The following is an 18,238-nucleotide window of genomic DNA, read 5'->3' on the forward strand; positions in this document are numbered from 1 at the left end:
TGTATCGCCTTGCGCAATGAGCCGTCACACCCGCTCAAGCCGCCGACGTGGCTCCGGCGGCAAGGTGACGGCAATCGCATCGCCCGCGCGCACCTCACCGCTTGCCAGAACGATCCCCATCACGCCGGCCTTGCGAACAATCTGCCCCTCGCTGTCGCGGTCGAGCACGGCCTTCATGAGACCCTTCCGGAAACGGTCGATCTGGACGCAAGGATTGCGCAAGCCCGTCAGCGCAACCACGGCAAATGAGCCGATGTGCAATATCGTGCCCGCCGGGAGTGACAGCAGGTTGATGCCGCGCGTGGTGACGTTCTCGCCCAGTTCTCCGGCAGCGACGGAGAAGCCTTTTTCTGCCAGTTCGTCGAAGAGTTCGGCGTGAATGAGATGAACCTGGCGCAAGTTCGGTTGCGTGGGATCGACCTTCACGCGGGAGCGGTGCTTCACCGTCTCGCCCGCATGCGCATCGCCCTCGATGCCGAGCCCGGCAATGAGCCGGATGCTCTCCCTGTTCGCTTTCGAAAAGGAATGCGTCGCGCTGCGGCTGACGGCAAGGACGGATGCGTTCATGCTTGCTTTCTCGTCAGATGGTCTGCCGGAATTCGACTGCGTTCAAGCTGGATCCCTCATTTTCCATTCCGCGTAATCCTCCTCGAATTCCTTCGCGGTGACGGAATATCCCTCATAGTAATATTTCGCGCCGCAGCGCCCGAACGGTCCTTCGATGACCTCGAATTTCGCCGGATCGGCGCCACGAACGACCGTGCCATAGGCATAAACGCGATCCTTGTCGCGGGCGTAGCAGATGCCGAGTTGCTCGAAACTGGCGGCATCCATCTTCATCACCTCGTTGAAACGATAGATGTGCATCTTGTCGCGCGCCCAGACCCCCGCCGTGTGTGCCCCGGTGCTGTCGCGATAGCCCTCCAGCACGCGAAAGGTCTCGGGGTCAGCCTTACTCAGCTTGGTGCCTCGACAGAAGATGGTGTTCTTATCGCGTGCATAAATCTTGCTGAGCACGACGAAGTTCGCTGCATCGGCTTTGATGGGAACATCCTTCGTCCGCGTCTTGTCGTTGCCAGTTTCGCGCCAGCACGGCTGGCCCTCGACGATCACATGTCCCCATGTGATCTCGGGCGCGACGTCAGGGCGAGGATCGGGCTCTTCCGCATGTGGTTTGTTCCACCACCGCTCAGGGTTCGGATCATGCCGGCGGAGCGCGTTGCGTGCCGCCTCGTGGTGCGCAATCGTCAGGAACCTTTCGCGATCCTTGGCCGAACTCCGCGAGTTCCGCCAGTAAAGGCCTGTGACATCGGCTGCGACGTATTGATTGTCGCTCAGGACGACGAAGGTTGCCGGATCGGAATCCTGCAGTTCTATTTCCTCGAAATAAGCCGCGCGCTTGTCGCAGCTGTAGGATACCGGAACCTCCGGGCCGAGGACTGTTGCAGGCCGCCATGTTGCGGGATCAGCGCCCTTGATCGGCACGCCCGTGTAGTAGACGCGTTTATTGTCCCTCGCGATGCAGCGTGAGGCGATGACGATTTCGAAGCTCGCGACATCCGCGCCCTGGAGCAATGTGCCGTTGAAGGCGATGCGCTTGCCGTCGCAGGCGTAAGCGCCGCCGAGAAGACGCGTCGTGTCCGGATTAAGACGCGCGACCTTCACCAGCTCCCAGGTCTTTGCCCGCAAATTCATGCGCAGCGCCCAAACCGCTGTATTGTCGACAGCGTAGCGAGGGCGCAGCCAAGGATCGTCGCTTTCCGAGTAGCCGATCCACTTGAAACTCGCCGGATCGGCGCCCGCGACCGGCTCGTCATACATATAGATCGCTTCTTTATCGCGCCCGACATTCTTGTCGATAGCCTCGAACGCATCGAGATCGCGGATGGTGAGGGGCCACAGCTTATCGCCCATTCCACGAAGAACGATCCCTTCCGGCGTGCGGAAATAATGGCTGGTCTCTCCGTCTATCGTGAGAATGGGCTGCATGATGTTCTCTTTGCTGAACTCGACAGGCACTTACGGTAGCGCACACGCCTTCAACGCTGCAACATTGCGCAACTAGATGAGAGGGGGCGGGAGTTTCTGAAACGAAAATGGCCGGGACGAGCCCGGCCATTCCGCAATCGTTTTTGATGAACCTTAGAGACCCAGCTTCTTCTTACGTTGAGCCAGCGTGCGCAGGCGCAGGGCGTTGAGCTTGATGAAGCCTGCGGCGTCGCGGTGGTCGTAGGCGACGGCGCCTTCCTCGAAGGTCACGAGGTCCTGGTCGTAGAGCGTGTAGGGGCTCTGGCGGCCGATGATGTGGACGCCGCCCTTGTAGAGCTTCAGCGTCACTTCGCCGGTCACGAATTCCTGGGACTTGTCGATCATCGCCTGCAGCATCTCGCGCTCCGGCGAGAACCAGAAGCCGTTATAGATGAGCTCTGCATATTTCGGCATCAGCTCGTCCTTCAGATGCGCGGCACCACGGTCGAGGGTGATCGACTCGATGCCGCGATGGGCGAGATGAAGGATCGTGCCGCCGGGCGTCTCGTACATGCCGCGGCTCTTCATGCCGACGAAGCGGTTCTCGACGAGGTCGAGGCGGCCGATGCCGTTGATCTTGCCCAGCTCGTTGAGCTTCGCGAGCAGATCGGCGGGGCCCATCTTCTTGCCGTCGATGGCGACGGGGTCGCCCTTGAGGAACTCGATCTTGATCACGGTCGGCTTGTCGGGAGCAGATTCGGGGTCGTTGGTGCGCGAATAGACGTAATCCGGCACGTCGAGCGCGGGATCTTCCAGCACCTTACCCTCGGAGGAGGCGTGCAGGAGGTTGGCGTCGACGGAGAACGGAGCCTCGCCGCGCTTGTCCTTGGCGATCGGGATCTGATGCTGCTCGGCGAAGGCAATGAGCTGCTCGCGGGAGCGCAGGTCCCATTCGCGCCAGGGGGCGATCACGGTGACGTCGGGCTTGAGGGCGTAGTAGCCCAGCTCGAAGCGCACCTGGTCGTTGCCCTTGCCAGTCGCGCCGTGAGAGACGGCGTCGGCGCCGACCTTCTCGGCGATCTCGATCTGCTTCTTGGCGATCAGCGGGCGGGCGATGGAGGTGCCGAGCAGATACAGGCCCTCGTATTGCGCGTTGGCGCGGAACATCGGGAACACGTAATCGCGCACGAACTCGTCGCGCAGGTCCTCGATGAAGATGTTCTCCGGCTTGATGCCGAGCAGTTCCGCCTTCTTGCGGGCAGGCTCCAGCTCCTCGCCCTGGCCGAGGTCGGCGGTAAAGGTCACCACCTCGCAGCCATAGGTGGTCTGCAGCCACTTGAGGATGATGGAGGTGTCGAGGCCGCCGGAATAGGCGAGCACGACCTTGTTCACGCGCTTCTCAGCCATGGTCGATGTTCCAATGATAGGGTGCTCGCGAATTAGCGGGGAAGCCCTTCGAGTGCAACGGCAAAAGCTTAAAGCGCGCGATATGCTCGCCAGGCATCCCTGCCCATCCAAAGGGATGCCTGTCCAAGGGCGGGGGGATGCTTTAGCTCCCTTGTCAGCAGGAGAGGTTCATGCAGCGTCGCCCGATTTTCGAGTTCTGGTACGAATTCGCGTCCACCTATTCCTATCTTGCCGCCATGCGCATCGAGCGGCTGGCGGAGGAGGTGGGCGTGGAGGTCGTGTGGCGGCCGTTCCTGCTGGGCCCCATCTTCCAGGCGCAGGGCTTGGATAACTCGCCTTTCAACGTCTACCCCGACAAGGGCCGCTACATGTGGCGCGACATGGAGCGTGAGGCCGTGCGCGTCGGGCTGCCGTTCTACCGGCCAAAGAGCTTTCCCCAGAACAGCCTGCTGGCCGCCCGCATCGCCGCCCTCGGCACGGAGACCGGCTGGACACCGATTTTCACCAAGGCCGTCTACATGGCCGAGTTCGGCGAAGGACGGGATATTTCCGATCGGGAGATTCTTGTCGGCATCCTCGACGGCCTCGGGCTCGACCCTGAAGGCATCATCGCCGAGGCTCAGTCCGACGCCAACAAGATGCGCCTGCGCCGGATGAGCGAGGAGGCCCAATCCCGTGGCGTCTTCGGAGCGCCCACCTTCTTCGCCGAGGACGGGGAGATGTTCTGGGGCAACGACCGGCTGGAGCAGGCGCTCGAATGGGCCGTCACGCAGGCCCGACGCTCGGAGATTCCTCTCTGAGAGGCGCTGCCTTCTTTTCCGTGAATGCGGATATGTCGATAAATTTGCAATAAAATCAAGATCTTATGCCTCGCCGGGCATTGGCTGAGGCACCCTGTTTAGGTCAGGGTATTTGACCAAACGTCATGCGGGGCGTATGCCCCAGGCATCATAAAGCCGCAGCGGAACGCCAACGCTGCCGCATCCCTCCAAAATCGAAAGCCTTTCAGGCCATGCGCTCTCCCGGCGCGGGGAATGCATGCATTATTGGAAAGTCCTGTTTCATGCTGATGCAGAATAGCCTTGCGGATCGCAGGCAGCGGTTGAAATCGATCATCGGCGGCTCCGCCGGCAACATGGTCGAATGGTACGACTGGTACGTCTATTCCGCCTTCACTCTCTATTTCGCCCCGATCTTCTTCCCCAAGGGCGACCAGACCGCCCAGCTCCTGAACGCGGCGGCCGTTTTCGCGGTGGGCTTCCTCATGCGCCCCATCGGCGCGTGGATCATGGGCATCTACGCGGATCGCAAGGGCCGCAAGGCTGGCCTCACTCTTTCCGTTACGCTCATGTGTACGGGCTCGCTGATGATCGCGGTGACGCCCGGCTATGACAGCATCGGCGTGTTTGCTCCCGTCATCCTGGTTTTCGCGCGCCTGATTCAGGGCATCAGCGTCGGCGGCGAATACGGCGCCAGCGCCACCTATTTGAGCGAGATGGCCGGCAAGAGCCGTCGCGGATTCTTCTCCAGCTTCCAGTACGTCACGCTCATCTCCGGTCAGCTTCTGGCGCTCGGAGTCCTGCTGATCCTACAGCAGGCGATGCCCGAGCAGGATCTGGAAAGCTGGGGCTGGCGCATTCCGTTCTTCATCGGCGGCGTGCTCGCGGTTCTGGTGTTCTATCTCCGCCGCGGCCTCTCGGAGACGCAGTCCTACAAGAACGCGCAAGGGGCCCAGAACAAGGACGGGAAGGCTCCGCGCTCCAGCGGTCTCGCACTGTTCACCAAATATCCGCGCGAGGCTTTTACCGTCATTGCGCTCACCGCAGGCGGCACGCTCGCCTTCTATGCCTACACCACCTACCTGCAGAAGTTCCTGGTCAACACGTCGGGCTTCAGCCGCGAATCCGCCAGCCAGATCACAGCTGCGGCGCTGTTCGTGTTCATGGCGATCCAGCCTTTGGCGGGCGCGCTGTCCGACCGCATCGGCCGCAAGCCCCTGATGGTGGGCTTCGGCGTGCTCGGCGTGCTGTTCACCTACCTGATCTTCTCGACGCTCGCCGGCACCACCAACCCCTACACCGCCTTCGCGCTGGTGCTGGGCGCGCTGGTGATCGTCACCGGCTACACCTCCATCAACGCGGTGGTGAAGGCGGAGATGTTTCCGGCCCATATCCGCGCGCTCGGCGTGGCATTGCCCTATGCCATCGCCAACACGGTGTTCGGCGGAACGGCGGAATACGTGGCGCTCTGGTTCAAGCAGGCCGGCCACGAATACGGCTTCTTCATCTACGTGACGATCATGATCGCCCTGTCCCTCATCGTGTACCTGCGCATGAAGGACACCCGCACGCACAGCCTCATTCACGAGGACTAAAAGTCCCCATTCAAGTTGTGTCCCGCGTCGCACCCTCGCTGCTCCGGCAGCGGGGGTGTTTTATTTCCGCTGACCGTTCCTTCTTGGCATTACGCAGAAGCGGTCGCTTCGTGGGCGAGGGGATGAGCGCCGGATGGATCCTCACCGAAGCGATTGGGGCCTATCGTGCCGCGCCGGAAGAAAAGCTCGATCAGGAACCAGAGATTCGCGATGAGCAGGGCAAGAGCAAGAAGGAGGAACACAGTCGGATGGGTTCTTTCCAACTGCTCTGCAAAATAGCCGCCCAAGTTGATTCCGAAGGATGCAATGAGCCACCAGCCCGAGCGGTTTCGATCATGATAGCGCCGGATGACCATGGCGTAATTGGCGATCACGATGATCAAGATCAGGCCAGCGGTGGCATAGCCTGCAAATCTGAAACCCTGCGAGGCCAGAAAAATACCGGCGACCATAAGGAAGAGGCCGATGTAGCTGATCTGCAACCATCGCCTCAGGAAGTCCTTTCGGCTTGTGCGACCGGCAATTGAGAACTGAGACAGGATGAAATCACGCACAGGGATATTCCAGGAGACGGGTAGGCGCATGAAACTTTATATCAACCGAAAGGTGGGTGCCGCAATGGCTTTGTCGCACACAATCCCGGCCGCTGAAAAAGGCTGGAGATGCGAGCCGGAGGTAAATCCTTGAAAGCCTTGTGATCCAAGGCCATTTGGGATAAAGGAACGCCCATCCGACAGATATTGACGGTCTTACCCGATGCAGGATGTCTCATCCGCATCGTGTCAGCGTTCCGCTAAGGTCTTGACGATAATAACGTTTCCATCCGCCGGTGATGCACCGGCCCGCTTTCGAGCGGTATGCCTTGGACATGGCCCTGGAGGGGCGTCCCTGGCAGCGGCGGCTGGGAACGGCCCGTTCACACGAGCCGCCGGTGTCGCCCCTTAAACGAGGGCCATTCAGGAGAACCTATGTCTGCAGCTTTCCAGCAGCCGAGCCGTGAAGATTTCGCCGCTCTGCTCGAAGAATCCTTCCTCACGAACGAGATCAGCGAAGGCTCGGTTGTGAAGGGTAAGGTGGTCGCCATCGAGAAGGATGTCGCGGTCATCGATATCGGCGCCAAGACCGAAGGTCGCGTCGCTCTGAAAGAATTCACCGGCCCCAATCGCGAGCGTGAACTGAACGTCGGCGATGAGGTCGAAGTTTATGTCGAGCGCATCGAGAATGCGCTGGGCGAAGCCGTCATCTCGCGCGACAAGGCTCGCCGCGAAGAGTCGTGGGTGAAGCTCGAGAAGGCCTTCGAGGCCCAGGAGCGCGTCAACGGCACCATCTTCAACCAGGTGAAGGGCGGCTACACCGTCGACCTCGACGGCGCCGTGGCGTTCCTGCCCCGCTCCCAGGTCGATATCCGCCCCGTGCGCGACGTCACCCCGCTCATGGGCGTGGCTCAGCCGTTCCAGATCCTCAAGATGGACCGCCGCCGCGGCAACATCGTCGTGTCGCGCCGCACGGTTCTCGAAGAGAGCCGCGCCGAGCAGCGCTCCGAGCTCGTGGCCAACCTCGAAGAGGGTCAGGTCATCGACGGCGTGGTCAAGAACATCACCGAGTACGGTGCGTTCGTTGATCTCGGCGGCATCGACGGCCTGCTGCACGTCACCGACATGGCATGGCGCCGCGTGAACCACCCGTCCGAGGTCGTAACCATCGGCCAGACGGTGAAGGTGAAGATCATCAAGATCAACCACGAGACGCACCGCATCTCGCTCGGCATCAAGCAGCTGCTCGCCGATCCGTGGGAGGGCATCGCCGCCCGCTACCCGGTCGACGCCAAGCTGAAGGGCCGCGTCACGAACATCACCGATTACGGTGCGTTCGTCGAGCTGGAGCCGGGCATTGAAGGCCTGATCCACGTCTCCGAGATGTCCTGGACGAAGAAGAACGTTCACCCCGGCAAGATCATCTCCACTTCGCAGGAAGTTGAGGTCGTGATCCTCGAGGTCGATCAGGTGAAGCGCCGCATCTCGCTGGGTCTGAAGCAGACGCTGCAGAATCCGTGGGAAGCCTTCGCCGAGAAGCACCCTGTCGGCTCCGAAGTCGAGGGCGAAGTGAAGAACAAGACCGAGTTCGGTCTCTTCATCGGTCTCGAGAACGACGTCGACGGCATGGTCCACCTCTCGGATCTCGACTGGAACCGTCCGGGCGAGCAGGTCATCGACGAGTTCAAGAAGGGCGACATGGTTCGCGCTCAGGTTCTCGACGTCGACGTGGAGAAGGAGCGCATCTCGCTCGGCATCAAGCAGATGGCTGGCGACCCCTTCGCCGAAGCTGGCGAGTTCAAGAAGGGCCAGATCGTCACCTGCGAGGTTCTCGAGGTGAAGGACGGCGGCCTGGAGGTGAAGATCGTCGATACCGACCTCACCACCTTCATCAAGCGTTCCGAGCTTGCTCGCGATCGCGGCGACCAGCGTCCGGAGCGTTTCGCTGCCGGTGAGAAGCTCGACGCCCGCGTCACGCAGTTCGACCGCAAGGCCCGCCGCGTCACCGTCTCCATCAAGGCCCTTGAGGTCGCTGAGGAGAAGGAAGCCATGGCTCAGTACGGCTCGGCCGACTCGGGAGCGTCGCTCGGCGACATCCTGGGCGCCGCCCTCAACAAGGCCGGCAAGAAGTAATCGGGCTCTGATTTTTCAGACCTGATGGATCCCCGGGCTCCGGCCCGGGGATTTTTTTGTCCGGGTGTGGGCATTCGAAAAATTCAAAGGCTTCTGCTGATGAGTGTCACCCGCCCATCTTTCTTCGAGAGGCACACGTAAGGGTGTCCTCCACCTTTCCGCGGCAGTCGATCCTTAGCCGATACCCCAGGCGGAAAGAGAGCACGATCAACGCACCATTCCTCATTGCGGCTATCGAACGTCGCTTCATAAGGCTCAGGATATTCCACGGCCCCCGCGCCGTAGCGCTCTTTGAGGATCGCCATTCCGACAGTGTAAGCGGTGGTGGCATCGGGCAGGATGTCGCTCACGTCCGAGCATGAAGTCGGCGCTCCCCGTCGCTCCGGAGCGATCTGACAGGCCACGTTGAGCTTGGTGGCGCTCGTCGTATTGGCGTCTTGCGCCCATCCGGCTTCAGGAATGAGCAGAAGGCCGAGCCAAAGGGCGGTTGCGTAAAATTTCATGGCAAGCTCCGAGGGCGACGATCCAATATAACACGATGCACTCGAGGGCGAACAAACGCGATAACGATATGAGCGTGCGGCTTTTTTATTGGTCGCCTCCCTTGCCGCCCTATCTGCCTTCGCAATAGGGTGCAGCCTCTCCATCAGTGAACCGAGTTAAGAGACGAACCGATGTCCATCGATGCCGAAGCCATTGCCGACCGCCGCCGTTTGCGCCGCAAGCTGTCATTCTGGCGCATCGCCGGGTTCTCAGGGCTGATCGCCGCCGTTGCCGCCATCGGCTATGCCACTGCCGACCGCATGGGCTATGGCGGCGTGCAGCACCAGATCGCCCGCATCTCCATCGACGGGGTGATCACCGGCAATCAGCGCCTCGCGGATCTCATGCAGCGAGTGGGTGATTCCAGTCTCGTCTCGGGCGTCGTGATCTCCATCAACAGCCCCGGCGGCACCACGACGGGTTCCGAAGAGCTCTACCGCAACATCCGCCGCCTCGCGGAGAAGAAGCCGGTGGTGACCTTCGTCGACGGCACGGCGGCGTCCGGCGGCTACATCACGGCGATTGCCTCCGATTATATCGTCGCCCGCGAGACTTCGCTCGTCGGCTCCATCGGCGTGCTGTTCCAGTATCCCGATCTGTCAGGCCTTCTCGGCAATGTCGGCGTGAAGATGGAGGCGATCAAATCGGCGCCGCTCAAGGCGGAGCCCAATCCCTTCACGCCGACCTCGCCGGAGGCGCGCGCCGCGACGCAACTGGTGGTCAACGATACCTATGACTGGTTCAAGGCCCTCGTGCGCGAGCGTCGCCGTCTCAACGAAGGCGAATTGACCTCGGTCTCGACGGGCCAGGTTTTCAGTGGCCGCCAGGGCGTGCCCATGAAGCTCGTGGACAAGCTCGGCGGCGAGCGCGATGCGGTGGCCTGGCTGGAGGCTGAGAAGGGCGTTTCCAAGGATCTGCCGATTCGCGACTGGAAGCCGCGCTCCGACCGGGACATTTCCATTTTCGCCATGGCGGCGACGGCTGTCGACCTGCTCGGTTTCGAGAGCGCGGCCGAAGCCTTGCGCCGCACCGAGGCTCACGCAGAGGCAGCACGGCTTGACGGTCTGCTGGTCGTCTGGCAACCTTCCGAAAAATAAAGCATCGTCAAAGATATAGCTTTCCATGATCAAATCAGAACTGGTGCTCAAAATCGCTGAGCAGAACCCGCATTTGTATCAGCGCGACGTGGAGAAGATCGTCAACGCGATCCTCGACACCATCGCCGATGCCCTGGCTCGGGGAGACCGGGTGGAGCTGCGCGGCTTCGGAGCCTTCTCCGTGAAGAAGCGCGATGCCCGCACGGGACGCAACCCGCGCACGGGTGCATCCGTTTCGATCTCCGAGAAGGTCGTGCCCGTGTTCAAGACGGGCAAGGAAATGCGTCAGCGGCTCAACGCTCCCGCCTCCAAGGTGATGAAGGCGGCGGCTGCCCAATAATTTTTGAGAGGTGCTCGTGATTCGCTTTTTGAAGGCGCTCATTCTACTGCCGATTGCGGTTCTGGTGGTCCTGCTGGCGGTGGCAAACCGCGCTCCGGTGACCCTGTCGCTTGATCCGTTCTCGCAGGATGCGCCTGAATTCGCGACGCAAGTGCCGCTCTTCGCCGTGATCTTCGCCGCCGTCGCCGTGGGCGTCATTATCGGCGGCACGGCGAGCTGGCTCGCGCAAGGCAAGACCCGCAAGGCCCGCCGCCGCTATCGCCGCGAGGCGGACCAGCTGCGCAGCGAGACCGAGCGCCTGCGCAGCCAGAACACCGCCAACGTGCCGGCCACCCTGCCGTCCCCGCAATCGTCGGGCTTCTAGCCCGTCCAGGTTTTCCTGTTTCCCATGCGCGTCATATCCTCCGCCGAGATCGATCGGGCTCTCACCTTTCCTGCTCTGGTCGATGCTCTGGCCGAGGCCTTTCGCAGCGACATGGTCACGCCGGTCCGGCACCATCATGAAATCGAGCGCAGTGGTTCTCACGGAACGCTGCTGCTGATGCCCGCATGGACGGGGCCCGCCACGAAGGACGGCTTCGTCGGCGTGAAGGTGGTCTCGGTGTTTCCGGAGAACGGAGCCAGGAATCTCCCGAGCGTCATGGGCTCGTACCTGCTCATGAACGGCGAGACGGGACAGCCCGTCGCCGTGCTCGACGGCACGCGCCTCACCGTGTGGCGCACGGCTGCGGCCTCCGCGCTCGCGGCGCGCCATCTCGTCCGTGAGGATGCCAGCCGCATGGTAATGGTGGGCTCGGGCGCGCTCGCGCCGTTCCTCATTCGCGCCCATATGAGCCAGAGGCCGATCCGTGAAATCCACTTGTGGAATCATCGGCCGGAGAAGGCTGAAAGTCTGGCGGCCGAGCTTCGCGGCGAGGGACTGCCCGTGACAGCCGTCACGGATCTCGAAGCGGCGGTGCGCGAGGCCGATCTCGTCTCCTGCGCCACGCTGTCCACCGCGCCCATCGTGAAGGGCGCATGGCTGAAGGAGGGCGCACATCTCGATCTCGTGGGCGCGTTCAACCTGAAGATGCGCGAGGCCGATGACGAGGCGCTTCGCCGCGCCCAGGTCTATGTGGACACCGACGCCGCCAAGACCGAGGGCGGAGACGTGGCCGTATCGATCCAGAAGGGTGCGATCTCGGAGGGCCACGTGCGCGGCACGCTGTTCGACCTCTGCCGCAACCCGCCTCAGCGGAACGACAAGGCGATCACCGTGTTCAAATCGGTGGGCACGGCGCTGGAGGATTTGGCTGCGGCAATGCTGGTATGGCGTTTGCAGGCCAATCCGTCGTAAAATGCAACAATGAACAACCTGATTAAGATCTGCGGGCTCTCGACCCCCGAAACCCTGGAGGCTGCGCTGGATGCCGGCGCGGACATGGTGGGATTCGTGCGTTATCCGAAGAGCCCCCGCCACGTGACCCTCGATCTCGGCCATCGCCTGTCGCTGCAGGCGAAGGGCCGTGCGCTTCGCGTCGTGCTGCTGGTCGATCCCGGCGACGAGGAGATCGCCCAGGCCGTCGAGGCCATCAACCCTGACCTGATCCAGCTGCATGGACATGAGAGCCCGGAGCGCGTCGCGGAGATCCGCTCTATGGTCAAACGTCCGGTCATGAAGGCCGTCGGCATTGCCGAGAAGAGCGATCTAGAGGCTCTCGCGCCTTATGCCGAGGGCTCCGAGCACATTCTGCTCGACGCCAAGCCGCCGCGCACAGCGGATGCCTTACCCGGCGGCAACGGCGTGTCCTTCGACTGGAAGCTCCTGAACGGGCTTGACCCGGCTCTTCCCATCATGTTGTCAGGAGGCCTCAACCCCGACAACGTGGCGGAGGCTATCAGGCTCACCCACCCGAAGGCCGTCGACGTATCGTCGGGAGTTGAAAGCTCGCCGGGTCTGAAGGACGCAGCCAAGATCAAGGCCTTCGTTCAGGCAGCCCGAACGGCATTCGCCGCGCAGCATTAGAGAAAAAGACGCATTTCCTTTCGGAAAACCGGCAACCACTTTTCCGGGAAATGCTCAAACTTAGGACAGCCCGTGTCAGCTCAAGCTCAGCCCAATTCCTTCCGCAACGGTCCCGACGAGCGCGGGCATTTCGGCCAGTTCGGCGGACGCTTCGTCGCCGAGACGCTGATGCCGAACATCCTGGAGCTGCAGAAGGCCTACGAGGAAGCCAAGAACGATCCGGCCTTCCATGCCGACATGGCGTATTTCTCGACGCATTATATCGGCCGTCCGAGCCCGCTCTATTACGCGGAGCGCATGACCGAGCATCTCGGCGGCGCGAAGATCTACTTCAAGCGCGAAGAGCTGAACCACACCGGCGCGCACAAGGTGAACAACGTGCTGGGCCAGATCCTTCTCGCCCGCCGCATGGGCAAGAAGCGCATCATCGCCGAAACGGGTGCCGGCCAGCACGGCGTTGCGACAGCCACCCTCTGCGCGCGCTTCGGGTTGGAGTGCATCGTCTATATGGGCGCGGTGGACGTGGAGCGGCAGAAGCCGAACGTGTTCCGCATGAACATGCTGGGCGCCAAGGTGGTGCCGGTACAGTCCGGCACGAAGACGCTCAAAGACGCCATGAACGAGGCCCTGCGCGATTGGGTCACCAACGTTGCCGACACTTTCTACTGCATCGGTACGGTGGCGGGCCCGCATCCCTATCCCGCCATGGTGCGCGATTTCCAATGCGTCATCGGTGACGAAACCCGCGTGCAGATGATGGAGGCGGAAGGCCGCCTGCCGGATTCGCTCGTCGCCTGCATCGGCGGCGGCTCCAATGCGATTGGCCTGTTCCATCCGTTCCTCGACGACAAGAGCGTCGAGATCTATGGCGTGGAGGCCGCGGGCCACGGCCTGTCGGGCCTGCATGCGGCCTCGCTCACGGGCGGACGTCCCGGCGTGCTGCACGGCAATCGCACCTACCTGCTGATGAACGAGGACGGGCAGATCGCGGACGCGCATTCGATCTCGGCGGGTCTCGATTATCCCGGCATCGGTCCCGAGCACGCTTGGCTGCACGAAATGGGCCGCGTCACTTACATTTCCGCCACCGATGACGAGGCGCTGGAGGCTTTCCAGGTCTGCTCGCGGCTGGAGGGCATCCTGCCCGCGCTGGAGCCCAGCCATGCTCTCGCCAAGGTCATCGAGATCGCGCCCAAGAAGCCGAAGGATCACCTGATGGTGGTCAACATCTCAGGCCGCGGCGACAAGGATCTGTTCCAGATCGCGGAGCATCTGGGGAACAAGATCGCCTGAGATCCCCGTGTCATCCCCGGCGGTCCGTAGGACCGGGAAGGGGATCCATAGCGCAGCGTTCGTGGGTGGATTCCCTTCCCCTCCGCTACGCTCCGGCCGGGAATGACACACGTGTCATTCTCATCGTCCCATGCTAAACACCCCGCCCATGACCCAGCGCATCGAAGCCCGTTTTGAACAATGCCGTGCGGAAGGCCGCGCCGCTCTCGTCACCTATGTGATGGCGGGAGACCCGGACCCGGAGACCTCGCTCGCGATCCTCAAAAGCCTGCCGAAAGCGGGCGCGGATATCGTGGAATTCGGCCTGCCCTTCACCGATCCCATGGCCGACGGCCCGGCGATCCAGGCGGCGGGCCTGCGCGCGCTGAAGGTCGGCCAGGATACGGTCAAGACCCTCGACCTCATCCGCCGCTTCCGCGCGGAAGATCAGGACACGCCTGTGATCCTGATGGGCTATTTCAACCCGATCTTCGTCTACGGCGTCGACCGCTTCCTCGCTGACGCTAAGGAAGCCGGTGTCGACGGCCTCATCGTGGTGGATCTTCCGCCTGAAGAGGACGACGAGCTGTGTCTTCCGGCGCTCAAGGCGGGCCTTGCCTTCATCCGCCTCGCCACCCCGACCACGGACGATCGGCGCCTTCCGGCGGTGCTCGCCAATACGGCAGGGTTCGTTTATTACGTTTCCATCACCGGCATCACCGGCGCTGCGACCCCCGATTTCGGCAAGGTCGCCTCGGCGGTGGAGCGCATCAAGCATCACACGCCTCTGCCCGTCGTGGTGGGCTTCGGCGTGAAGAGCGGCGCTCATGCGGCGGCGGTGGCCAAAGGCGCCGACGGCGTGGTGGTGGGCTCGGCCCTCATCGACGCGCTGAAAGGTACGCTCGATGCGGAAGGCCGCGCCACCTCGCGCTCGGTCGAGGCCGTCACCACATTGGTGAAGGAATTGAGCGAAGGCGTGCGCTCGGTATCGAAGCGCGCGGCTGCTTGAAGTTGAATTCGAAAGCGCCGTGACCTGCCTGGCAGGCGCGGCGAGAGGATAAAGCGATGAACTGGATTTCCGAAGTCGTCCGTCCGAAGATCAAGACGCTCTTCAAGCGCGAGACGCCGGACAATCTCTGGATCAAGTGCCCGGATACGGGACAGGTCGTGTTCCACAAGGACGTGGAAGCGAACCAGTGGGTGATCCCCGGCTCCAACCATCACTGGCGCATCTCGGCGACGCAGCGCTTGGGCCTGATGTTCGACGGCGGCACGTGGCTCGATGTGGCGCTGCCCGAAGTGGCGCCCGATCCGCTCAAGTTCAAGGACAGCAAACGCTATATCGACCGCCTGAAGGATGCCCGCACCCAGACGGGCCTGCAGGATGCCTTCAAGATCGGCTATGGCCGCGTCGAAGAGCTACCGATGACGATTGCCGTGCAGGATCTCGGCTTCATCACCGGCTCGCTGGGAACGGCGGCAGGTGAGGCCTTCATCAAGGGCGCGGAAACCGCCATCGAGAAGAAGACGCCTTACGTGGTCTTCACCGCATCCGGCGGCGCGCGCATGCAGGAGGGCATTCTCTCGCTCATGCAGATGCCGCGCACGACCATCGCTATCCGCCGCCTGCGCGACGCGAAGCTGCCCTATATCGTCGTGTTGACGAACCCCACCACCGGCGGCGTCACCGCATCTTACGCGATGCTGGGCGACGTGCATCTCGCCGAGCCCGGCGCGCTCATCGGCTTTGCTGGCCCGCGCGTGATCGAGCAGACCATCCGCGAGAAGCTGCCCGATGGCTTCCAGCGCTCCGAATACCTGAAGGAGCACGGCATGGTGGACATGGTGGTGCACCGCCATGAGTTGAAATCGACCATTGCCCGCCTGTCGCGCCTGTTCACGAAGGCGCCCGCGGTCGCTGCGTAAGTATTTTCTTGTCGCATGATCTTGTCGAAAAACCGGTATCCACTTTTTCGGATCATGCTGGGAGCAGGGCGATGGAATCCTCCGATGCGCTGATCGCGCGCTTTCTCGCCCTGCACCCGAAGACCATCGATCTGTCGCTCGGGCGCATTCAGCGGCTGCTGACGCAGCTCGGAAATCCCGAGCGCCGCCTGCCGCCCGTGATCCATGTTGCGGGCACCAACGGCAAGGGCTCCACAATCGCCTTCATGCGGGCGATCCTGGAAAGCGCGGGGCTTGCCGTTCACGTCTATACCTCGCCGCATCTCGTGCGCTTTCATGAGCGCATCCGCCTCGGCAAGTTCGGCGGCGGGCAGTATGTAACGGAAGACCGTCTCGTCGAAGCCTTCCGCCGCTGTGAGGCGGTGAATAATGCTGAGCCGATCACCGTGTTCGAGATCACGACTGCCGCCGCGATTCTTCTCTTCGCGGAAGAGCCCGCCGACGTGCTGCTGCTCGAAGTGGGATTGGGCGGACGTTTCGACGCGACCAACGTCATCGACAAGCCGGCCGCCGCCGTCGTCACGCCCATCGGCCACGATCACGCGGAATATCTCGGCACAACCTTGCAGGCGATTGCGAAGGAGAAGGCGGGCATCTTCAAGCGCGGATGCCCGGCGATCATCGCGCCGCAGGATTATGTGGAAGCGGATCAGACGCTCGTCAGCGAGGCCGAGCGCATCGGCGCGTCGCCGATCCACGTGGGCCAGCAGGATTTCTCCGTGCATGAGGAAGGCGGCCGCCTCGTCTATCAAGATGAGAAGGGCCTGCTCGATCTGCCGCGCCCGAAGCTCATCGGACGGCATCAGTTCACGAATGCAGGCACCGCGATTGCGGCCCTGCGCGCGGCAGGGTTCGAGAAATTCGAGACATCGGCCTTCGAAGCCGGGCTCAGCCGCGCCGAATGGCCCGGCCGCTTGCAGCGTCTCTCGAAGGGACGGTTGCCGGAGATCGCACCTCCCGGCTGCGAGCTGTGGCTCGATGGCGGGCACAATGCCGATGGCGGCCGCGTGCTCGCCGCCGCCATGGCCGACCAGAGCGAGCGCAGCGACACGCCGCTCGTGCTGATCGCCGGCATGCTCGGCACCAAGGATGCTCAAGCCTTCTTCAAGAACTTTTCCGGCCTCGCGCGCGAGGTGATCGCGGTGCCGATTTCCGGCCAGATCGCCGCGCGCCCTGCGGAAGAGGTGGCGGCGATTGCAGGAAGCGTGGGGCTGACGACAACTGTTGCAGCAAGCGTCGAATCCGCACTCGCTTCGCTGCATAAATACGTTTGGGATCGCCCGCCCCGTGTCCTGATCTGCGGATCGCTCTATCTGGCAGGTGAGGTATTGGCAGCCAACGGAACGCTGCCTGAATAAGGACAGCGGCCATGGCCACCAAAATCTTCGTCAACCTGCCGGTGAAAGATCTTCAGCGGTCGGTGCGCTTCTTCAAGGCGATGGGTTTTGGTCTCAATCCGGACTTCACCGATGAGAGCACCGCCTGCATGGCAATCTCCGACGACATCTTCGCCATGCTGCTCACGGAAGCGAAGTTCAAGGAAACCGCACGCAGGCCCAGCGCGAATACTGATGCAATGACCGGGATGTCGATGTCGCTTTCGGTCGAAAGCAGGGCGCGCGTGAACCGTCTGGTCGACAGAGCCTTGGGGCAAGGCGCGCACGAAGTGCGGGAGCCCGAGGATCACGGCTTCATGTTCGGGCGCAGCTTCAGCGATCTCGACGGGCATGTCTGGGAGATCATCTACATGGCACCGGATGCAGCCAAGGGCCGATAACCCATTTGCGCATTTGCCATTCGCGTAGCGGAGGCAGACCCTCTCCGGCTTCTGGAGTTAATCCGGCCCCATCAGGAGGCGCCGGCACGTCCGGCGAAGCACGCATGCCGCAATTCGTGATCGAGCGAAACATGCCAGGTCTAGGCAGCAAGACTGCCGAGGAGCTGAAGGGCGCATCGCAGACTTCATGCAATGTCCTGCACGATCTCGGGCCCGACATCCAATGGGTCCACAGCTACGTCACGGACGACAAGATGTACTGCGTCTATCGTGCGCCGGATGAGGACATCATCCGTGAGCATGCCAAGCGCGGGGGATTCCCGGCGGATCGCATTTCGCGCGTCCGCACCACGATCGATCCCACAACGGCCGAATAACGGAACAGCAAAAAGGGGCCTTTCGGCCCCTTTTCATGTCTTCAGCTTTTGACGTCTGTCAGGCCGAAGCCTGGATCCACTTGGTCAGGTCGCCCTTGGGGGCGGCGCCGATCTTCTGGGCCACGACCTGGCCGCCCTTGAACATCATGAGGGCCGGGATCGAGCGGATGCCGAACTGCGAGGCGATCTGCGGATTCTCGTCCACATTGACCTTCGCGATCTTCACCTTGCCGTCCATCTCGTTGGAAATCTCTTCCAGAGCCGGGCCGATCATGCGGCAGGGGCCGCACCATTCGGCCCAGAAATCGACCACGACGGGCTCGGAGGATTGCAGGACGTCCTGCGCGAAGCTTGCGTCGGTCACCTTAACGGTCGCCATCACATCACCTTTGAACTTTTGATACAGCGACTCACCCGAGCCGCTCGACGATAGGGTCAAGGTAAGAA

20 protein-coding genes are annotated in these 18,238 nt (G+C 62.3%); 14 read left to right on the plus strand and 6 right to left on the minus strand.

Annotation, left to right across the window (positions count from 1 at the left end):
* Nucleotides 1-24: 24 nt before the first annotated feature.
* The 3 genes from MHY87_RS08935 to MHY87_RS08945 form a co-directional block, all read right to left on the minus strand.
* Nucleotides 25-567 (minus strand): MOSC domain-containing protein, encoded by a 543-nt coding sequence (locus MHY87_RS08935; protein ID WP_239351142.1) that lies wholly within the window; start codon nucleotides 565-567, stop codon nucleotides 25-27.
* Between the two features lie 42 nt (nucleotides 568-609).
* Entirely contained in the window at nucleotides 610-1,989 is a 1,380-nt protein-coding gene (locus tag MHY87_RS08940) for a DKNYY domain-containing protein (protein ID WP_239351144.1), read from the minus strand.
* A 153-nt stretch (nucleotides 1,990-2,142) separates the two neighbouring features.
* Nucleotides 2,143-3,375, minus strand: a complete 1,233-nt coding sequence (locus MHY87_RS08945; protein ID WP_239351146.1) for an argininosuccinate synthase — start codon at nucleotides 3,373-3,375, stop codon at nucleotides 2,143-2,145.
* A gap of 170 nt (nucleotides 3,376-3,545) precedes the next feature.
* On the opposite strand from MHY87_RS08945, the gene MHY87_RS08950 reads away from it, so the two are divergent.
* Both MHY87_RS08950 and MHY87_RS08955 read left to right on the plus strand, forming a co-directional pair.
* A complete protein-coding gene (locus MHY87_RS08950) occupies nucleotides 3,546-4,175 on the plus strand; it encodes a 2-hydroxychromene-2-carboxylate isomerase (RefSeq protein ID WP_239351148.1) in 630 nt (209 codons plus the stop codon).
* Nucleotides 4,176-4,438: 263 nt separating this feature from the next.
* A complete protein-coding gene (locus tag MHY87_RS08955; protein ID WP_239351150.1) occupies nucleotides 4,439-5,749 on the plus strand; it encodes an MFS transporter in 1,311 nt (436 codons plus the stop codon).
* Between the two features lie 89 nt (nucleotides 5,750-5,838).
* Here MHY87_RS08955 and MHY87_RS08960 read toward each other — a convergent pair whose 3' ends face one another.
* Complete coding sequence (locus tag MHY87_RS08960) at nucleotides 5,839-6,303, minus strand: DUF805 domain-containing protein (protein WP_239351152.1); 465 nt, start codon at nucleotides 6,301-6,303, stop codon at nucleotides 5,839-5,841.
* A 414-nt stretch (nucleotides 6,304-6,717) separates the two neighbouring features.
* Here MHY87_RS08960 and rpsA point away from each other — a divergent pair, with 414 nt between their 5' ends.
* The gene (gene rpsA / locus MHY87_RS08965; RefSeq protein WP_239351154.1) at nucleotides 6,718-8,415 is read left to right on the plus strand and encodes a 30S ribosomal protein S1; all 1,698 of its coding nucleotides are present in this window, start codon (nucleotides 6,718-6,720) and stop codon (nucleotides 8,413-8,415) included.
* An 83-nt stretch (nucleotides 8,416-8,498) separates the two neighbouring features.
* Here rpsA and MHY87_RS08970 read toward each other — a convergent pair whose 3' ends face one another.
* Nucleotides 8,499-8,918: an NTF2 fold immunity protein gene (locus MHY87_RS08970; protein WP_239351156.1), complete on the minus strand. Its 420-nt coding sequence runs from the start codon at nucleotides 8,916-8,918 to the stop codon at nucleotides 8,499-8,501.
* 171 nt (nucleotides 8,919-9,089) lie between these two features.
* On the opposite strand from MHY87_RS08970, the gene sppA reads away from it, so the two are divergent.
* The 11 genes from sppA (at nucleotide 9,090) to MHY87_RS09025 (ending at nucleotide 17,791) form a co-directional block, all read left to right on the plus strand.
* Nucleotides 9,090-10,055, plus strand: coding sequence for a signal peptide peptidase SppA (gene sppA, locus MHY87_RS08975; protein WP_239351158.1), 966 nt, complete (start codon nucleotides 9,090-9,092; stop codon nucleotides 10,053-10,055).
* Between the two features lie 25 nt (nucleotides 10,056-10,080).
* Nucleotides 10,081-10,395, plus strand: coding sequence for an integration host factor subunit beta (ihfB, locus tag MHY87_RS08980; RefSeq protein ID WP_239351160.1), 315 nt, complete (start codon nucleotides 10,081-10,083; stop codon nucleotides 10,393-10,395).
* 16 nt (nucleotides 10,396-10,411) lie between these two features.
* On the plus strand, nucleotides 10,412-10,759 hold the full coding sequence (locus MHY87_RS08985; protein ID WP_239351162.1) for a LapA family protein: 348 nt from the start codon (nucleotides 10,412-10,414) through the stop codon (nucleotides 10,757-10,759).
* 24 nt (nucleotides 10,760-10,783) lie between these two features.
* Nucleotides 10,784-11,731, plus strand: a complete 948-nt coding sequence (locus MHY87_RS08990; RefSeq protein WP_239351164.1) for an ornithine cyclodeaminase family protein — start codon at nucleotides 10,784-10,786, stop codon at nucleotides 11,729-11,731.
* Between the two features lie 9 nt (nucleotides 11,732-11,740).
* On the plus strand, nucleotides 11,741-12,400 hold the full coding sequence (locus MHY87_RS08995; protein ID WP_239351166.1) for a phosphoribosylanthranilate isomerase: 660 nt from the start codon (nucleotides 11,741-11,743) through the stop codon (nucleotides 12,398-12,400).
* 72 nt (nucleotides 12,401-12,472) lie between these two features.
* Complete coding sequence (gene trpB, locus MHY87_RS09000) at nucleotides 12,473-13,693, plus strand: tryptophan synthase subunit beta (protein WP_239351167.1); 1,221 nt, start codon at nucleotides 12,473-12,475, stop codon at nucleotides 13,691-13,693.
* A gap of 148 nt (nucleotides 13,694-13,841) precedes the next feature.
* Nucleotides 13,842-14,681 carry a tryptophan synthase subunit alpha gene (trpA, locus tag MHY87_RS09005; protein WP_239351169.1) on the plus strand — a complete coding sequence of 280 codons (840 nt, stop codon included), beginning with the start codon at nucleotides 13,842-13,844 and terminating at the stop codon, nucleotides 14,679-14,681.
* Between the two features lie 56 nt (nucleotides 14,682-14,737).
* Nucleotides 14,738-15,598 carry an acetyl-CoA carboxylase, carboxyltransferase subunit beta gene (gene accD, locus MHY87_RS09010; RefSeq protein ID WP_239351171.1) on the plus strand — a complete coding sequence of 287 codons (861 nt, stop codon included), beginning with the start codon at nucleotides 14,738-14,740 and terminating at the stop codon, nucleotides 15,596-15,598.
* 71 nt (nucleotides 15,599-15,669) lie between these two features.
* Nucleotides 15,670-16,995, plus strand: coding sequence for a folylpolyglutamate synthase/dihydrofolate synthase family protein (locus tag MHY87_RS09015; RefSeq protein ID WP_239351173.1), 1,326 nt, complete (start codon nucleotides 15,670-15,672; stop codon nucleotides 16,993-16,995).
* Between the two features lie 11 nt (nucleotides 16,996-17,006).
* Nucleotides 17,007-17,414 carry a VOC family protein gene (locus tag MHY87_RS09020; RefSeq protein ID WP_239351175.1) on the plus strand — a complete coding sequence of 136 codons (408 nt, stop codon included), beginning with the start codon at nucleotides 17,007-17,009 and terminating at the stop codon, nucleotides 17,412-17,414.
* 104 nt (nucleotides 17,415-17,518) lie between these two features.
* Entirely contained in the window at nucleotides 17,519-17,791 is a 273-nt protein-coding gene (locus MHY87_RS09025) for a DUF4242 domain-containing protein (RefSeq protein WP_239351176.1), read from the plus strand.
* Nucleotides 17,792-17,849: 58 nt separating this feature from the next.
* Here the strand turns inward: MHY87_RS09025 and trxA are convergent, their stop codons facing one another.
* Nucleotides 17,850-18,170 (minus strand): thioredoxin, encoded by a 321-nt coding sequence (trxA, locus tag MHY87_RS09030; protein ID WP_091132963.1) that lies wholly within the window; start codon nucleotides 18,168-18,170, stop codon nucleotides 17,850-17,852.
* Nucleotides 18,171-18,238: the final 68 nt, after the last annotated feature.

Origin of the sequence: Microvirga sp. ACRRW (assembly GCF_022346925.1) — a bacterium.
In the GTDB taxonomy this organism is placed as follows: domain Bacteria; phylum Pseudomonadota; class Alphaproteobacteria; order Rhizobiales; family Beijerinckiaceae; genus Microvirga.